At 46.9% G+C, this 17,580-nt stretch carries 16 protein-coding genes; 6 read left to right on the top strand and 10 right to left on the bottom strand.

Going from position 1 to position 17,580, the window contains the following annotated elements:
• Positions 1-137: 137 nt before the first annotated feature.
• From OCV37_RS07475 to ttcA, 3 genes are all read left to right on the top strand, one after another.
• Positions 138-923 carry a hypothetical protein gene (locus OCV37_RS07475; protein WP_038179329.1) on the top strand — a complete coding sequence of 262 codons (786 nt, stop codon included), beginning with the start codon at positions 138-140 and terminating at the stop codon, positions 921-923.
• The gene (locus tag OCV37_RS07470) at positions 916-1,737 is read left to right on the top strand and encodes a glucosaminidase domain-containing protein (protein WP_038179330.1); all 822 of its coding nucleotides are present in this window, start codon (positions 916-918) and stop codon (positions 1,735-1,737) included. Before OCV37_RS07475 ends, OCV37_RS07470 begins: the two co-directional genes overlap by 8 nt.
• Positions 1,738-1,908: 171 nt before the next feature.
• Positions 1,909-2,802, top strand: a complete 894-nt coding sequence (gene ttcA / locus OCV37_RS07465) for a tRNA 2-thiocytidine(32) synthetase TtcA (RefSeq protein WP_038179331.1) — start codon at positions 1,909-1,911, stop codon at positions 2,800-2,802.
• Positions 2,803-2,917: 115 nt separating this feature from the next.
• Here the strand turns inward: ttcA and uspE are convergent, their stop codons facing one another.
• Together uspE and OCV37_RS07455 are read right to left on the bottom strand one after the other, a co-directional pair.
• Positions 2,918-3,865 (bottom strand): universal stress protein UspE, encoded by a 948-nt coding sequence (gene uspE, locus OCV37_RS07460; protein WP_038179333.1) that lies wholly within the window; start codon positions 3,863-3,865, stop codon positions 2,918-2,920.
• A 130-nt stretch (positions 3,866-3,995) separates the two neighbouring features.
• On the bottom strand, positions 3,996-4,745 hold the full coding sequence (locus OCV37_RS07455; RefSeq protein WP_038179334.1) for an FNR family transcription factor: 750 nt from the start codon (positions 4,743-4,745) through the stop codon (positions 3,996-3,998).
• Positions 4,746-5,066: 321 nt separating this feature from the next.
• Between OCV37_RS07455 and OCV37_RS07450 the strand changes: the two genes are divergently transcribed.
• The 3 genes from OCV37_RS07450 (at position 5,067) to OCV37_RS07440 (ending at position 8,440) form a co-directional block, all read left to right on the top strand.
• Positions 5,067-5,426, top strand: coding sequence for a hypothetical protein (locus tag OCV37_RS07450; protein ID WP_038179336.1), 360 nt, complete (start codon positions 5,067-5,069; stop codon positions 5,424-5,426).
• Between the two features lie 111 nt (positions 5,427-5,537).
• Entirely contained in the window at positions 5,538-6,701 is a 1,164-nt protein-coding gene (locus OCV37_RS07445; RefSeq protein ID WP_084717432.1) for an FIST signal transduction protein, read from the top strand.
• Positions 6,701-8,440 carry an ATP-binding protein gene (locus OCV37_RS07440; protein WP_038179338.1) on the top strand — a complete coding sequence of 580 codons (1,740 nt, stop codon included), beginning with the start codon at positions 6,701-6,703 and terminating at the stop codon, positions 8,438-8,440. Before OCV37_RS07445 ends, OCV37_RS07440 begins: the two co-directional genes overlap by 1 nt.
• A 171-nt stretch (positions 8,441-8,611) precedes the next feature.
• On the opposite strand, the gene OCV37_RS07435 is transcribed toward OCV37_RS07440, so the two are convergent.
• Genes OCV37_RS07435 through OCV37_RS07400 form a run of 8 tightly spaced genes read right to left on the bottom strand, consistent with a single transcriptional unit; the run spans position 8,612 to position 17,576 of the window.
• Entirely contained in the window at positions 8,612-9,340 is a 729-nt protein-coding gene (locus OCV37_RS07435) for a DUF1295 domain-containing protein (protein ID WP_038179340.1), read from the bottom strand.
• Positions 9,341-9,393: 53 nt separating this feature from the next.
• On the bottom strand, positions 9,394-10,443 hold the full coding sequence (locus OCV37_RS07430) for a hypothetical protein (protein ID WP_051680403.1): 1,050 nt from the start codon (positions 10,441-10,443) through the stop codon (positions 9,394-9,396).
• Between the two features lie 2 nt (positions 10,444-10,445).
• The gene (locus OCV37_RS07425; RefSeq protein ID WP_051680405.1) at positions 10,446-11,195 is read right to left on the bottom strand and encodes a 4'-phosphopantetheinyl transferase family protein; all 750 of its coding nucleotides are present in this window, start codon (positions 11,193-11,195) and stop codon (positions 10,446-10,448) included.
• Complete coding sequence (locus OCV37_RS07420) at positions 11,179-11,493, bottom strand: RedY (protein ID WP_038179342.1); 315 nt, start codon at positions 11,491-11,493, stop codon at positions 11,179-11,181. Before OCV37_RS07420 ends, OCV37_RS07425 begins: the two co-directional genes overlap by 17 nt.
• Positions 11,494-11,539: 46 nt before the next feature.
• Complete coding sequence (locus tag OCV37_RS07415) at positions 11,540-13,906, bottom strand: polyketide synthase (RefSeq protein ID WP_038179345.1); 2,367 nt, start codon at positions 13,904-13,906, stop codon at positions 11,540-11,542.
• Positions 13,903-15,369, bottom strand: coding sequence for an AMP-binding protein (locus OCV37_RS07410; protein ID WP_038179347.1), 1,467 nt, complete (start codon positions 15,367-15,369; stop codon positions 13,903-13,905). Before OCV37_RS07410 ends, OCV37_RS07415 begins: the two co-directional genes overlap by 4 nt.
• A gap of 3 nt (positions 15,370-15,372) precedes the next feature.
• Positions 15,373-17,313, bottom strand: a complete 1,941-nt coding sequence (locus OCV37_RS07405) for an aminotransferase class I/II-fold pyridoxal phosphate-dependent enzyme (protein WP_038179349.1) — start codon at positions 17,311-17,313, stop codon at positions 15,373-15,375.
• Complete coding sequence (locus OCV37_RS07400) at positions 17,310-17,576, bottom strand: acyl carrier protein (protein WP_261888138.1); 267 nt, start codon at positions 17,574-17,576, stop codon at positions 17,310-17,312. Before OCV37_RS07400 ends, OCV37_RS07405 begins: the two co-directional genes overlap by 4 nt.
• Positions 17,577-17,580 lie beyond the last annotated feature (4 nt).

Here is a 17,580-nt window from a genome sequence, read left to right as displayed (position 1 = left end):
CGGCCGCTGCCACGGTGTTTCCATAAAATGAATAAAAAAAGTTACATCTATGCAATTTCGAGTTGAAATCAATTTCAGTATAATGCCCCCTTCGTTGTGGTTATGGTGGTCGGAGTTACAGCCATCCAAGAGGTAGCATGAGTCAGAAATTTGAAAAAGAGTTTAATTTAGGGGGAAGCTTAGAAAAAGCTTTGACTGGCGATTATCAACTGAAAGTCGGCGCAATTCTCAGGGAAGGCGCATCTTGCACGGCCAAGCATTTCTGGTCCTTTACCCCGGCGATATTTATTTTGCTCGCCGTACAACTCATCATTTTCTACATTGTTCTGAAACTCCAGCTACCAGATTTAGATAGTATTCTGGCGAGTGTACAGAATCCGGAACAGATCGATCCCCGTTTAGTTCAGGCCTTTTTTATTGCTGTATTTAGTTTTGAAGTCGTCAGCGCACCGATTTATGCGGGTGCGAGTCTCATGGCGATGAGTCATGCAGCCGGCTTAAAAACTCAGACCCGGCATATTACTAAAGGGTTGCAATTCACCGTCGCTGTGACATTGGCAACATTAATCATGCTGGTCACTCAGTCTGTCCTCGGGCAAATTTTCTGGATTCTTTCCATGTATGCCTCCGTTGCATTCAGCCACGCGATTCTGTTGATTTGTGAGAAACGGTTGCCGATCTTTAAAGCATTACTGATCTCTTTGAAAGCAACCAATAAAAAAATCCTGCCGCTGACCTGTATCTATTTTATTTTGATGATTTTGACCGGGTTTGCGATTCTTTTTTACGGCATTGGTTTCATTTTGGTTTTGCCGTTCTTCTTACATGTCAAAGGCATTCTATATCGAAACATGTTTGGCATTCGTTTAACCATTGTTTCGACATCAGACAGCGATCAGCAAAGTAAGGTTTTCAATGCGTAAACTGATTTATTTCTTTTTTTCTGTCGTCGTACTCGTTCTTGTCAGTTGTACTTATTATCAGCTGCATATTGAAGCAGGACGTTCGACGGTCGAAAGTAAACAACCACAAGGGATCCCCGTTGCAACCGCGCCAAATTTCAAGGCGTTTAAAACGGTAGAACAGAAAAAACATGCTTTCTTTCACTATCTCAGACCGGGGATTGAATATGAAAATCACAGAACCCAGAAAGAGCGAGATTTCCTGCTCAACAGTAAGGAGGACATTACCTCTGGCTCGCTGTCTCAGGCAGAAATTGAGCAACTGGCTGAACTCAGCTCACTTTATTCGGTTAAAATTCCTGTAGAAGGTCCCGACTTAGAATGGCTGGATAAAATGCTGCATAAAGTCGATGTCCTGCCGGAAGCATTGGTGCTGATCCAAGCTGCAAATGAGTCTGCCTGGGGAACATCCCGATTTGCCAAAGAAGGCAATAATTATTTTGGCCAGTGGTGTTATCAAAAAGGTTGTGGCTTAGTGCCGCTCGCCAGAGGCGAAGGCATGGCACATGAAGTGGCAAAATTTAAATCCGTGCAACAATCAATTCATCGGTATTTTATCAATGTGAATCGTAATTTGGCTTACCGTCAATTACGTGAAATCCGTTATCAGTTGCGTTCTGAAGGGCAAGATCTTCTCTCGACCGAAAGTGCAATGCAATTAACCAATGGATTGACAAAGTATTCTGAGCGTGGCGCGGCTTACGTGAAATCTCTTCAGACGATGATTCGTCATAACCAGCAATATTTACAAGACGATTCGGTTACCACAGAGTAATAACCAGCACCGGGCCGGAACTGAGGCCCGGTTTTCCCCGCTTTTGCAGCAGAGACATTCGCAGTGACAGATGTATTTCAACCCACGCGAAAAATCCGTATAATCCACGCCCTAAAAGAACCTAGCAGCAATCTACAGTCGTTAGAATAATCGACAGTGTGAGAAGTCGTCATGAATCAAAAAGATACCCGAAAAGAAACCCTTGAGTTCAACAAACTCCAGAAGCGTCTGCGCAGAAATGTTGGTAATGCCATCATCGATTACAACATGATCGAAGAAAATGATGTTGTGATGGCCTGTATCAGTGGCGGAAAAGATTCATTTGCAATGCTAGATATTCTGTTAAATCTGCAAAAAGCAGCGCCGGTGAAATTTGATGTGGTTGCTGTGAATCTCGATCAAAAACAACCCGGCTTTCCTGAGCATATCCTGCCTCAGTATTTTGAGAGTTTGAACATTCCTTATTATATTGTCGATAAAGATACCTATTCGGTCGTTAAAGAAAAAATACCGGAAGGGAAGACCACATGCGGACTGTGCTCCCGGCTACGTCGCGGAACGTTATATTCGTTTGCTGAAAAAATTGGTGCGACAAAAATCGCCCTTGGTCACCATCTGGATGATATTGTTGAAACCTTATTTCTGAATATGTTTCACGGGTCGCGGATGAAGGCGATGCCGCCGAAACTCCGTTCTGATGATGGTCGTAATATCGTGATTCGCCCATTAACTTATTGTCGGGAAAAAGATCTGATTAAATACGCCGAACATAAAGTATTTCCGATTATTCCTTGTAACTTGTGTGGCTCTCAGGAAAATTTACAGCGTCAGGCAATTAAGACGATGCTGTTGGAATGGGATAAGAAAACCCCCGGACGGGTCGAAAGTATTTTTAAATCTCTACAGAATGTCAGCCCAAGCCAACTGGCTGATAAATCCTTGTTTGATTTCACCGATTTGCCATTGGCGCGTGATGGTGACAGAGGAGAGTACGCATTCAGTGAAGCCGTTGTGTCTTCAACAAATATTGACGAATCAATGTTTATTGATGTCACAAACGTGTAGGGGTGATGACTGGCTCAGCCAGACAGAGCATTCGGCCTAAAGAGATCTATCCGACCAATCAGTAAAAAACCTTGCACCGTTGGCGCAAGGTTTTTTTTCGGCTATTTAGCTTTCGCTATAAATTCTGATTGGGGTCTAGCGGGCTAATATAGCCTTCCGGTTTAATCGCCAGAACGTCACAGTCAATTTTATCAATGACATGTTCAGCGGTGTTGCCGATAAAAATTGAAGAAAGTCCGGTTCTGCCGGTGGTCCCAATAATCACCATCGCAACATCCAGTTGCTTCGCTTGTTTCGGAATTATATCTTCAGGCAAACCTTCTTCGACGATGGCTTGTTCATCATCAATGCCAAAAGACTGGCGTAACTCTTTCATTGACGTCAGACAGTGGGAACGCACTGCATCCCGATAAGCTGTGATATCAAATTCAGGCAATTCAAGTGTGATATTGCTTGGTGTGATCGGATAAGAACTTACCAAATAAGGGGTTGCATCAAGGTGCTCGGCGATACTCAGTAACTGTTCGGTTAGTTTGACATTCAGGGAATGATGGACCTCATTTTCAGAGCCGACATGCACAGAAGCCATCACATTGGATTGTTTTTTCCACTCAGCATTTTTGACCAATAATACCGGCACTGGGCATTTACGCATCAAATGCCAGTCAGTCGGTGTAAAGATCACCGACTCAAGAAAGTCATGCTTACGGGTGGCTTTAATTAAGATATCGTATTGCCCGGAGAAGACCTCAGCGATAATGGCTTCATAGGGGCGATGGTACCAAACGACTTTGACCGAAAAATCGACGGAGTCATCGATGTAAGGTTTTGCGACATTTCGCAGCCAGGTTTCTCGCTGATGAATGACGCCACGGCGCATCGCTTCTCGTTCATCAGCTGAAAGCATGGATGTCATGTCATAAGAAAAATCATAGATAGAGAGGAACAACGTGATGTGACTAATATCTTTACTCTTTTTGGCCAGCAGCATTGCTCTCGCAAGGGCTGGTTGCTCATCGTGGTTAACATCGGCGATCACAAGAATATTATTGTAAATACTCATTATATCTCCCTCATATCATGGGGTTTCAATACAACTTTAGCTTAAAAGGGGGCAGAAGATGAGAAAAATTGTCGGGGAGTCAATAGAATTTTGATACAGCTCATTCATTGAATGAGCTGTATCATCATGGTTAGCTGTCAGCTGAGACACCAGCCAGTTCCATGAGAGAATCGTGATCTAATATCGTGATATATTTACCTTTTACACTCAAGATCTCCGATTTTTGGAATCGGCCTAATAAACGGCTGATCGTTTCCACGGTCAGGCCTAAATAGTTGCCGATATCCCCGCGGGTCATCGTCAGGCGGAATTCTCGCGGACTAAAGCCACGTTGCGCAAAACGAGTCGACAGGTTGAAGAGAAAAGCGGCTAAACGTTCTTCCGCATTTTTCTTAGATAACAACAGAATCATTTCCTGATCGCCTTTAATTTCATTACTCATCAGGCGCATGATTTGCTGTCTTAATTTTGGCATTTTCCCTGACAGGTCATCTAAGATTTCGTAAGGAATCTCACAAACCATGGAGGTTTCTAATGCTTGAGCGAAGCTTGGATGACTATCTCCGGTAATCGCATCGAAACCCACTAAATCACCGGCCAGATGAAAAGCAGTAATCTGTTCATCACCTTGTTCAGTAATCGTGTAACTTTTGATGGTTCCGGACCGGATCGCATACAGAGATCGAAGATCATCTCCGGCTTTGAATAGTTCCTGTCCTTTTTGGATAGGCTTCTTTCGTTCAATAATTTGATCGAGCTGATCTAACTCAGACTCATTCAAAGTAAAAGGAATGCAAAGTTGGCTAATACTGCAATCCTGGCAGTGAATCGCACACCCTCCAGATTGAATCCGTTTCGTACCTGGCTTATCTGAAATCATAATAACCTTTCACTATCTTGATATACATCAATATTTTACCATTCCTTGATCATAAAGAATAGTCAAAAAAAGAGTACAGGAATCAGGCGATTATATAGAAATCTTGCAAAATTAACAGATAAACTTTACCTGATAGATGCCTGTATTCTTGTCACATATCCGGGCTCAAGATGATGAGCTGATACTTTAATTGTAACACGCCACTTGTGGCATACAAATCATTCGAAGCGCATTTCCTCCGTTTAAACATCAGTGGTACACTGAGCGCTTTTCAACGGTCCCGGTAGACTGTTTGTCTGAAATTGAGAAGATAAAGTAACTATGCCAGCAGAAAAACTCACCAAACAGCGATTGATACATATTATTGTGATTTTAACGATTTTAAGTGCTGCATTTTTTTGGCGGACGTATCGCTACTCAGCGCCAGAGCAACTGTCTTGTGATGCGCCGTGTCAGGTATCTATTGAAGGGCAAAACACTCAGATTACAAGTGGTGAAGCGGCTGACTCGATTTCACTTTTTCCGGCGCAAAAAAGTTGGTCGATTATCGGACACTCAGCACAAATTGAAAAAAATCAAGATGGTCAGACGAAGCTGACCTTTACACCTGAGAATCGTGACCAATTTACGTTAATTACCGGTACGCATAAAAAATATATCATTCATCTAAAAAACAGATAGAAAGACTACCGGGTTGATTGTATCTCATATAATTATTGTTAAAATGCCCAACAAATTGAAAGAATCATGAACGGTGGCAAGGTGCAGTTTTTAACTCAAGTTTCTCAGATGATGGATCCTGTTGCGGCTGTATCTTCACTTGTTGCTTCGTTAGAGCGCTCTCAGTTACGCGGTATATTTTTCTATTATACCGAAGAGTATTCCCCGGAAATTTTATGGCAAGAGTTGACTCGTCAACTGCCGAATGTCGCGATTGTCGGGTGTTCGTCCTATCAGGGCATCATGACAGAAAAAGGCTACTTTCACGGTCCGGCTGTTGCATTAATGGCCGTTCATCATGATACCTGTACTTTTGGCACGGGATTCGCTGAATTTGCGAATTACGCCACCATCAATGATGCGGTTCAACAAGCGATTCACCAAGCTCTCCAGCACGCACAGCGGTGTGGCGAAGTGCCTGATTTGATCGTGTTACACGCGATTCCCGGCTATGAAGAAGAAATTATTGCTGCGATCGATGATGTTTTTGGTATGTCCGTGCCGATTATTGGTGGTAGCGCTGCGGATAACTTTATTCAGCAACGCTGGTCGGTGATGACCGATAAAGGCTGGTCCGGCAATGCGATCGCCGTGCAACTCTGTTTTCCCCTCAGCACCGTGGCAACCGGGTTCTGTGCCGGTTATTCTCCGACTGAATGTGTCGGTACTATCACCAAATCTCGCGGTCGCCTTCTGGAAGAAATTGACCATGAACCGGCAATTGATGTTTATAAGGCTTGGATCAGTGACCATGCCAACCAGATGATTTCTGATGAATATTTCCATCAGCATATGACGAGTTTTCCACTTGGTCGTATCGCCGGGCAAATCTATGAGCAACCTTATTATAAGCTAACCCATCCGAGACAAATGACGGAGCAGGGCGGCCTGGAGTTATTTGCCAATGTTGAAGTCGGTCAAGAGGTGACCCTGATGACGGGCTCCCGGGAGCAGTTGGTGAATCGGGCGGCTCGAGTTTTGAAAGAGGCAAGTGCTAAAAATTATACCCATTCAGAGATCCTCGGTGCCATCTCAATTTTTTGTGCGGGGGCGATGGCCCGACTGGGAAGTGATATTCAGCGTGTACATAAACAGATGTGTGAGCAGTTAAACGGTAAGCCTTTTATCTGCCCGTTTACCTACGGCGAACAAGGGCAGTTTGTTGGGGGTGAAAATGCACATGGTAATTTGATGATTTCATCTGCCATTTTGTATCAGCCGGAGTCTTTCTCGTGATGAAAAACTTTGAGCATATAGAAGAAGAGCTGAATGAAACCTTACTGGAATTGAGACGATGCCGGGAGCGGGAAATCAGTCTGGCTGAAGAAAATCGAACCATTCTAGCGACATTGTCTGCATTAAGTAACTCAGAAAACAAATATCAGATATTTGATGAGCTCCAGAAAGTGCTGGGACAATACATCAATTTCAGCGATTTTATCGTCATATCCAAACAAAAATCAGAACAACTCTTTACGACATTTCTGACAACCAATAGTGCGTTTAAAGACAGGCAGTGGCGCTATGGGGATAAGTTCCAACGCGTGCTTGAAGGCGAGTGTATTTTACTTTTTCAGCCGGATTCACTGACTGAGTTTAGCTTTCTGACTGAAGTGCTCAGGCAAAGTATCGGGATGGCACTGATGATTGGTATCCGGGCACAAGCCAGCGATTCAGTGTTATTGTTATTGGGTTCAGAGAGTGGTCAATTCAACACGCATACTAAATCAACGTTTCTCCGCTTTCGGCCACTGATCGAACGTGCTATCAGTGAAATTGAGCATAAAGAAGCACTACAACATATCGTTGAACAACGCACCAAAGAGTTACAAGAAGCCCGGCAGATTGCAGAACAAGCCAATGAAACCAAATCTCAGTTTCTTGCGATGATGAGCCATGAACTGAGGACACCACTCAACGCGGTGATCGGTATCATTGATATCTTGCAGCAAGACTCAGATGACTATCAAAGTGATTTGTTAACCCGTATGGGACATTCCGCAGAGTTACTACAAGTGATTATTGGGGATATTCTGGATGTCAGTCAGATTGAGTCAGGCCACTTTAAATTACATCGCCAGTGGACCAACTTACATGCGCGTCTGCTTGGCTCTCTGGAACATTATCAAGAGAATGCCAAACAGAAACATCTGGCATTTCGCATCTCAGCTCAGGTTTCAGATCAGTATGAATATTTCGTTGACCCGGTCCGACTCATGCAGATTATTTTTAATCTGGTGGGGAATGCGATTAAATTCACCGACGAAGGCGAAGTTAAGGTTGAGCTCAATACCGCGGATGATCAACTGACGATTATTGTTACCGATACGGGCATTGGGATTAAACCGGAGAAACTCCATTATTTATTTACACCATTTATTCAGGCAGATAGTACCAAAACCAGAAACTATGGCGGAAGCGGGCTTGGTTTAGCGATTACGAAGCATCTTGTTGATCTCATGGGAGGACAGATTCACGTTGAAAGTCGACTGGGGAAAGGAACAACTTTTCATGTCAACTTACCGTTGCATCTGAAAAAAACGTATCAGGCCTCTCAATCATCTGCCGTGTCTTCGTGTTTATCGCCTTCACACAAAGCGACCACAGAAAAAAATATTTTGGTGGTTGAGGATACGAAAACCAACCAGATGGTTATCCAGATTCTGCTAGAACAATTGGGTTACAGTGTCACTATAGCTGGGCACGGGCAAGAATGTCTGGATATCATCGCAAAACATCCCGATTTTGATTTGATTCTGATGGATATTTCTATGCCGGTGATGGATGGGATCGAGGCAACCCAAAGGTTACGTCATCATAATATTCTTACGCCGGTTATTGCCTTAACAGCCCACTCAACACCGGAAGATCGGGAGGAATGTCTTCTGGCGGGAATGGACGACTTTATCGTCAAACCATTCAGAAAGCATCAAATTCAGGCGATGGTCAATAAGTACCTCAACGAGAACCGCTAACATATTGATTCTGGAGATGCTCGGGGTGACCAAGCATCTCCGGTGCAACATTTGCACTGAGATCAGGATGTTGTAGTAGGCCACATATGACCAAAAAAATAACCAGCCCGAATTGGGATGGTTATTTTTGTCAGAACGATGTTGTCGGCAATGCTTTGTCTGTACTGTGAATTACACGACAAACGGAATAAAACACTTCACTTTCCGTTTATAATTTTCCCATTGTTCGCCATAACGTTCACCAGACATTTTTTCGCTTTTCGGAATGGCATCCCCATAATATTGTCCGATATTGGTAAGTGGTGCGATGAGCCCAATCCAATGATTCGCAAGCAGACCAAAACTGACAAAAATCAGGAAGTCGCCAAAATAATTCGGATGACGGGAGGTCCCCCAAAAACCAGTGTTTAACAGCTTGCCACGATTGTTAGGGTTCTGTTTGAAACGACGTTTTTGATAGTCACTGCCGAAGTGATAGATGGTGCCGATAATATAAACAATAATGGCTAACCATTGCATCGCGCCGAACGGCCCTTGAATATCGGCAGCCCAGTAAAACGGTAAACAGTAGAGCCAGCCGAAAATGTTGACCATCATGATGGCCAGCATCGGCTGTTGCTGTTCGGGGATGACGCCACCGAGTTTCGCTGCGGCAGTATTCACATACCAACGCGTCAATACAATATTCATTCGCAATAAATAAATGCCAACAAATACAATAATTAACGCTTTATGACCAAAATCACCGCTTCCCCAATAACAATAGGCAAGGGCAACCGGAGCCATGGTATTAAATCCCCAGATGAACATAGGGCGAGTATCCTGTGCTTTCCGCGTAGCCCGATAAGCCAGCCCGGATAAAACCAACATAATGACAATTAACGTGATCCAAATTTCCATAATAACTCCTTCTTGCGAGGACAATTTATATTTTCCCTCTTGTCGCTGAGGGCTTAATCGATAGTTAAAATACTGTCTAAATGACGTCGGGGTGAAATATCTGCTGCTATTTTAATTTGCCCGAATCGGGCAAAAAATATCGGTAGATGTGTCATTCCCAGCGTCTTTGCCAGTGTTGCTTTGGGTAAATCGTGTTGAACGAGTACACTGAGCGGATGAATGCCCCAGCCCCATTGCTGAAGTAACAACCATAATCGGGCCAGCATTCTTCCTGCCAGAAACAGATTATGCTGATTGGGCTCGGGCAGACTCAGAGCCAAATATTGCGGCCCTTGTCCGGTCAGCTTCGAAAACTCACGGGCCATAAACTGAGGTAACCGCAGCAAGCGAGTGAATGGATTCAGTTTCGGATGAAAACCGATACGGAATAACCATTCTGCATAAGCAGGGATCTTGCCAAATAGATGATGAAGGTAGAACCCGTCCTCCGCCGGTTTATTCTTATCAAAATGAATAAAACTATAGGTTTCCTGCCAAGCTTGTTTGTCGGCAAAATCCAGTGCTGCATATTGATAGACCAAATCAGCAACGTGTTTGCGGCTGACTTGGTCTTGCCACATATTTAACTGAACCGGGGAGTCGCTGAAAATTTCCTGCAACCGGAACTGTTGTAGCGCGGAGAGTGTTGTCGTTTCATAAGGCATCCGGTTGGTGTGACGTTGTTGAATCTGCTCAGCCAGATAAAAATAAGCCTCTGAATTTGCCACTTGCAAATCCCCCGGAGAGAAACAGATGAGACCATCTTGATCGTTGGGCAGTGGCGATGACGTATCTGAGTCATCAAACCATGTCCATTGTAGCGGTGTTCCGGCATAGCGCATTAATGTCTCAATATGCTGAAAGAAAATCCCACAGCTCATCAGCATTTCATTTTCTAAGGACGGCAGGCCTTTCAAAGCCCGGCGACGGTCAATGGCCAGATAGCCCTTTCGGGATAAAGGGGAATAGTGGACCGCCCACGGCTGGCAGTTATGAGACGAGGGGGCCGAGCGAGCAATATCAATCGCACCGGCCAGATTGTGTTCAAACGATGTCGTAAACATAATTATATGCTCCTGCCGGATGAAACAGTGAATGGGACCGAGGTAGACAACGTCGTTATATCCAATTCCGGACGCTCATATTCTGGGGCATCGCTTTCCGGGCCATAACAGATCGCACAGACCCAATATAAGCCATGAATCAGCCAGAACAGACGTTCACTCAAGTTTGCCGTCGGATCGGATACTCGTTGTTGTTGCCAGTCGATGTCAATGGTTCGCAATACATGAGGCAACCCGGTCCCATGACTTTTCAAAAAGGCTTCCCGTACCGCCCAAGCGGCACACAGGAACGTCATGGATTGGGTACATTCTTCCGCTGTGAAAGCCCATTGCCGGGCTGACGCGCCAAAATGCCGGTAGCATTGGAGATCAATCCCCAATGTCCGTTGTGGTGCGGTGGCAATGGCATACCAAATACCACTGTGGCTGACTGACACACCACACGGACCGATATCGGGATGAAAACCGAACGGCTGACCTTGCTGAGTATATATGATATTGAATTCAAAGCACTTGGTTTTCTGTGCAACCTTGTCTTCTCTTTGGCAACTGAACGGTAAACCGGCAGTATGCCATACCTGATTCAGCCACTGTCTGGTGTGCTTGCGCGCTTGCTGTCTGACTTGCGAGCGCATGTCAGCCATCGTTGCATGTGGCTCAAACCGCGCTGGCGCAATCATCAAACGGGGCACCGATGTGCCCGCTGCAGAGAGAGGGAAGCTATGAACATGGTTTTCACTGTTGATAGCCATTACCAATTCTTTCTCCGGAAATTTCTTCAATGACTTCAGCCATCTGTTCAAAGCGTGCAACCAGATTTTGGAAGACCGGTGTTTGCATATCACGGTCGAATGCTTCCAGAGAACTGAGACGAATGATCTCGATGAAGTGGAATTGAGCATCGGCAGACTGACTGACATCAATCACATCAAATGCCAGCACAGAATCAAGCTGATGACAGGCTTGGTAGTCGGTGTGGACTACCCAGTCACGGAACTCATGGTATAGGGTGATGTCTTTCAGGCGAATCTTATGCACAATGGTTTTCATTTTTTTGTCCTTTTTTCATCTAGGGTTCGGTGGGGTAAAATATCCGTTATTGATTGTGTTCCGCGGTTGCGCCACGCTGTTCGAGAATCAGATGGTAATTAATGCCGCCCGTACCAAACGAGTTGATAGCAGCGATACGTCCTCCCGAATCAGGATAAGACCAGGGGATCGTCTGCTGAGGAATCTCAGCCGGCAGATCGGCCAGCATCAGCTGAGGATTCAGCTGCCCGTGAATCGGCGTCGGAGGTATTTGTTCATGTTCAAATGCACTGAGTACCTTGCACACACTCAAAGCTGCGGCACCGGCAAAGCAGTGACCGAAATTGTATTTGACTGAACCGATATACAACGGTGCGGATGGCGGTTCCATTTCTATTGTGTCCGCTGTGCGTTGATAATGTTGCCGAATCGCGCTGATTTCCGAGACATCCCCCAGAGCGGTGCCAGTACCATGAGCCTCAATGTATTGAATCTGTGTGGGGGTGACGTCAGTGAGTGCCAGTGTTTTTTCGATTGCGAGCGCTTGTCCTTCCGGATCCGGTGCGGTCATCGACCGGCTGTCACATGAACCGGAAATCGCACGAATGGTCGCAATTGATTCTGAGTCGTCGGGTTGACGGCAAAGGATAAAGATCCCCCCGCCATCTCCGGGCGTAAATCCGTCATTGTTATCGGCAAACGGACGAATCCGAGAGGTTGAGAGCATCATCTGAGCACTGCACAACACTAAATCGCGTTCTGTGGTTGCCATTTCAATTCCTGCGACGATGACCTGATCATAACGTCCCGATTGCAACGATCTCACCGCATCATGAAGCGCCGCCATAGCGCTGGCACATGCCGCCTCAACCGCATAACAATCCGCGTCCAGTCCTAACTGTTGGGCGAGTAACATCGCAGAGCCGATACCGCTGGCGCCATACCAGTTCCACCGGTTTTGTGGCAGAGGCTGAGGACGGGGGAGCCTGATTGTCTGAGGTAATTGATCCCATAAGTGGCGTACCGTACGTATCCGGTCGGGGGTCAGCGACAGATTCGTTGCGACAATAATCGCCGTCCGACGACTGGCAGCATCTGAGGGCAGCGATAAACATGTACTGCCATTGAGCAGGTATTGTTGGGTGACATCCAGCCGGTGTTGTTTTGCCGGCATCATCGGTTTCTCGGGAGTCACATCCTGAATGTGATGACTGGGAAAGCCCATCGCCTGACGAATATAGGTACTGAGTTTCTGGGGATTCGGGCGAAATAATGCCACTTGATGCAGCTGTTCGGCAGATAATGGCTGAAGGGTATCTTCCCCTTGTGTCAAGGTTTGCCAGAAGGGCAACTTATCATGACCAAGCGCGGTCAGCGGACAGTAATCCAGAATCTGGATTGGTGATTGTGGATGCGGGATCGCTGGATTGACCGATGTCGGGCTGATTTGCCATCCGCGCCCTGTAAATGAATGCCCGAAACAGTGCTGCTTCTGCTGACGCAACATGTCGAGTAACTGGCAAAACACCTGATTTGCCCCGGCAAAATAGTCACAATGCCCGGCTGTGTCATCAGTCGATGAGAGGGTATGAATATCCCCCAATTCTGCCAGAACCGGCCATTGATTTTCCTGAGCAACATGTACCGGGCAAACCAACAGACTAATCGCACCTTCCAGCCAGGTTTGACTGGCAGAAACGCCTTGTTCCAGTAATAGATTGGCTTGTTCCGGATGGTGAAAACATTGGACCGATGTCAAGAGGGCGATCCGGCTGTCTTGGCAACGAAAGCTATCCTGCGCCAGTTGCAGCAGCCGTATCCCGCCCAAATCCGCACCATCAAGGGTCTGGCATTTACCGCGGGTCTGAGCAAAGTGGGCAATCCGGGCAGGGATGCTGGAGGCCATTTCTCCGACGCGATCATGGGAAGAGGCACCTAAACATTGTACGAGTTGTTGCTTATATGCATCAATCTGTTGTGCTGTTTCTTGAGGAGAATAGCCCTGTTCGGTCAGTTGATCTCCCAGTAGGCGTAATACCTGAACTTTTGCGGCATTGCGATAGGCGGCATCACTCCCCAGATGGACGGCACAGAATTGATCACAGTGATCCCGCAGGCTTTCCGGGATGGTTATCTGTTGCAAAACCTCATCAGCAGCTAACAGCGCTAAGCGGGTTTCTTTACTGACTGCTTTACGAAACAGCGGTGGTATGGCGAACTTTCTGTAATCAAAGTCCGGATCACTGACTTGGCCGATAGACAGCGCGACCTTGGTCTTCAGTTCTGGATCTGAATTTTGCCACGGGGAGGCATAATGCTGCTGGATCAGTTGTTGCCACGCTTGTGGCTCCGCCAGCTGACGAAAATCACGCTGACCGGGAAAGACACATCCAATACTGACAATGGCGAGGTGATTTGATGGATCGACACTCATCTTGGCATGACCTCCGCTAAACGTCTGCGGTCGACTTTACCATTGGCATTCATCGGTAACTGATCGGTGATGACCAGCTTCTGCGGCAACATATAAGCGGGGAGTTTTTCCCGCAGAAACTGTTTAATCGCAAGCAGACTTAATTTGGTTTCAGGGGTTTTAAGCACAGTGACCATCACCAACTGCTGGCTGAGTTCACCGAGTTCAACAAACAGCGCCACCTGTTGAATCGCCGGATGTTGGTATAAAGCGGACTCTATTTCGCCCAGTTCTACCCGATAACCATTGATCTTGACCATATCGTCGATCCGGCCACGATAGATGAGGCCATCTTGCGTCAGTTCAACGCGGTCACCGGTCGCATGGCAATGCTTGGCATGCAGACTGGTTTGGCGTGACTGAGGCGCATTCAGATAGCCCGGCGTCACACAAGGTCCTGAAATCAGTAACTCACCACTGACACCGATACAATCCGGGAGCGGGTAGCGTTGGCCGGTATCATCTTCAATTTCACCCAGAAGACCCGGGAGCGGATAACCAATCGGGATATGATCCTGCTCAGACAAACGGTCACGGTCAATGGTATAGGCAGTACACACATTGGTTTCTGTCGGGCCATACCAGTTGCTGGCTTGGCAGTAGCGGGGGAGATGCTCAAGCAGTTGACGAAATGCTGCAATCGGGTAGGCCTCACCAGCAAAAATAACGCGTCTCAGTGACGCTGTCACATTCTGATTCAGTAAGCCACTTTTCTCCATCATCGCCAGAATCGAAGGGACGCTGTACCACACGGTGACTTGGTGTTGCATGATGCCTTCAATCAATGCCGGACAATTTTTTTGCTCGGATTCCTGAATAATCCAGACACAAGCGCCGACGGACGCGGCAGCAAACAGGTCAAAGGTACTCAGGTCAAAAGCAAAGCTGGCATGATTCGACAGGGTATCTTCCGCTTGCAGCCCAATATCCTCAATTGCCCATTCAATAAAAAAGCTGAGCATCGTATGCGTGAGCCGGACACCTTTGGGTTGGCCGGTGGAACCCGAAGTATATAACACCGCCGCGAGCGAGTGACTGAAGACCTGAAAATCCGCGACTGTTGTTCCGGACACCGTTTGATCATCAAGCGTGTCTAGCCAATCCTGATCAATGACCAGTGCCGGCCGGGCGATATCGATAATGCGCTGAATTCTTGATTCCGGCTGGCTGAAATCAACCGGAATGTAATGATTATCCGTCAACCACACGGCGTAGATGGCTGCAACGGTATCCGGGCATTTGGGAAGATTGAGTAAAATCCCCTGATGTGATAATTCCATCTGCCGGAGTGCTGCAGCAATGTGCAGCACCCGTTGGCCCAGTTGCGCATAAGTCCAGTGCTGCGTTCCACAACGCAGCGCTGACCGATCCGGCGCATGACGAATATGAGATAACAAACGGTTTAAAATCGTTGATATCGCCATTGTTTATGCCTCCGCGATGGCAACTTTTTCCCGGTTCCGTGCCGTGTCAGCCACAGGCACGCCGACCTCAAGGGCTGAATCAACCAGAATTTGGTAAGCCTCATCGAGATCCTGCCGGGTATGTTCGCTGGTGACACTGATCCGTAACCGGGCGTCGCCGACACTGACGCCGGGGAAGACGACAGTCTGGCAGTACATTCCCCGTTTTCTGACCGCGCGGCCAAATAACAAGGTTTTCGCATCATCACCGACCACAACCGGGATAATCGCTGAATCGGAATTTTCCAGATCAAATCCGGCATTGAGCAGACGTGTCCGGAAATAGTAAATGTTATCCCACAGGCGAGTCAGCCGCTCGGGTTCGCGCAGCATGATATCGATGGATGCAATCACACCCGCAGCCACATGGGCAGGGATGGTTGCAGCAAAGACATAAGAGTTGGAATAAAAACGGAGATACTCGACCACGTCTCCATCGGCACACACGTATCCGCCAAGGCCGGAAAGGGATTTACTCATGGTGCCCAGTTCGAGATCAACCTGACCTTTCATATTGAAGTGTTCGGAAGTACCAGAGCCGGTTTTCCCTAACACGCCGGTTGAGTGAGCATCGTCAACCAGCACTTTCGCCCCGTAACGCTCAGCCAGTTTAACCAGACGCGGCAGATCGACGATATCCCCGTGCATACTGAACACCCCGTCGGTAACAATCAGTTTTCCGCCCGGATGATCGGCATATTTCGCCAACGATTTTTCCAGACTGGTCAGCGAGTGATCGTAAATTTTGCGCTGAGCGCCCGCCAGTTTACAGCCATCCTGAATACTCATATGGTTAATCGAGTCGGTAAACACCAGATCATGTTTACTGGTCAGGGCAGAAATACAACCGAGGTTGGCTGAATAACCGGACGGATAAACGATACAGTCATCCCGGCCTTTCAGTTTTGCCAGTTTACGTTCCAGCTCCAAGTGCAACATGTTACTACCGGCAATAATCCGACAGCCGGTATTGGTGGCACCGTATAGACCGGCGGCATCCTGAATGGCTTGAATGACTTCCGGATGACTGGATAATCCCAGATAGCTGTTTGAGCCAAACATCAGAAACTCGCGGCTTTTCCCGGTTGTTTCATCAAAAATCACTGCGCGGTTTTTACACGGTGTTTCTAGCGGCATCCCATACCAGTAAAGCTGATTATCCCGTTTTTCATGGTAGAACTTACGGAATTCTCGGGCTTTGTGAAATAAATCCGGGTGTTGAATTCCGACGAAATCGCGCATGGTTCGCGGGTCACCGATTTGTTGACGATCAGCGGCTGAAGACAGCGCAAGGTGCGCGTATGGATCGTCTTCGTCACAGGTTGGGGTCGCTTCTGCTGTTACGCTCACCGGGGGTTGATAGCCTTCACCATTGTGCGGAAGTTGACTGACAAGTGCTGCTTTCATCGCTGCCAGTGTTTCGGCTTTGGGTAAGGTGAGTTTCGGATCGAGTCCCAGCATGGTCAGCAGTTCACTCTGAACCTCAAGCACATTGATTGAATCAATCCCTAAATCATTTTCGATCTGAGCGCTCATCGTCAGAGAGTCCGCCGGATAACCACTATGGCTTGCGAAAACCTGACAAATCATGTCATCCAGCCAATGTGTGTCTGAAGTTGGTTTGGCCGCAGACGTTGCCGTCGGTAACTGATATGTCGTGGATGCAATCGCAGCGACAATATCTGCAAGCGTATCCAGCTTATCTGTCGCCAGAGGTGTTGCAAGCTGAAGTTGTTTGGTCAGTGTGGTGGCAATATCCGCTAAAGCAATTGAATCAACCCCTAAATCATTTTCCAGGTGACTCGTTAATGGCAAGGCATCCACCGGATATTCGGTGATGGTGGAAAAGGTTTGCAGAATGAATTGCTGTAGTGCCTCAGATGCTGCTTGGTTATGTTCGGTCATACGTTTTCTCCTTCAGTTTGATTCGCCTTTAACCGTTCGACCAGCGCAACCATCGCGGCAACGGATGCAAAGTTTTCCGGGTAGATATCTTGCATTTTGATCTCGACCTGAGCTTGATTCTTTAAAAAATCGACCAGATCAAAAATTGCGGCAGAATCAACAATATTCAGCTCAAATAATGGCGTTTCGCTGTCTAAGCCATCAGTCTCTCCGTCAAGAAACTGTTGGGCGATATGCTGGATTAATTGGTTCGTTAACATCATGCGC

Origin of the sequence: Vibrio rhizosphaerae (genome assembly GCF_024347095.1) — a bacterium.
Lineage (GTDB): Bacteria > Pseudomonadota > Gammaproteobacteria > Enterobacterales > Vibrionaceae > Vibrio > Vibrio rhizosphaerae.
This window is presented reverse-complemented; position numbering and strand designations above follow the sequence as displayed.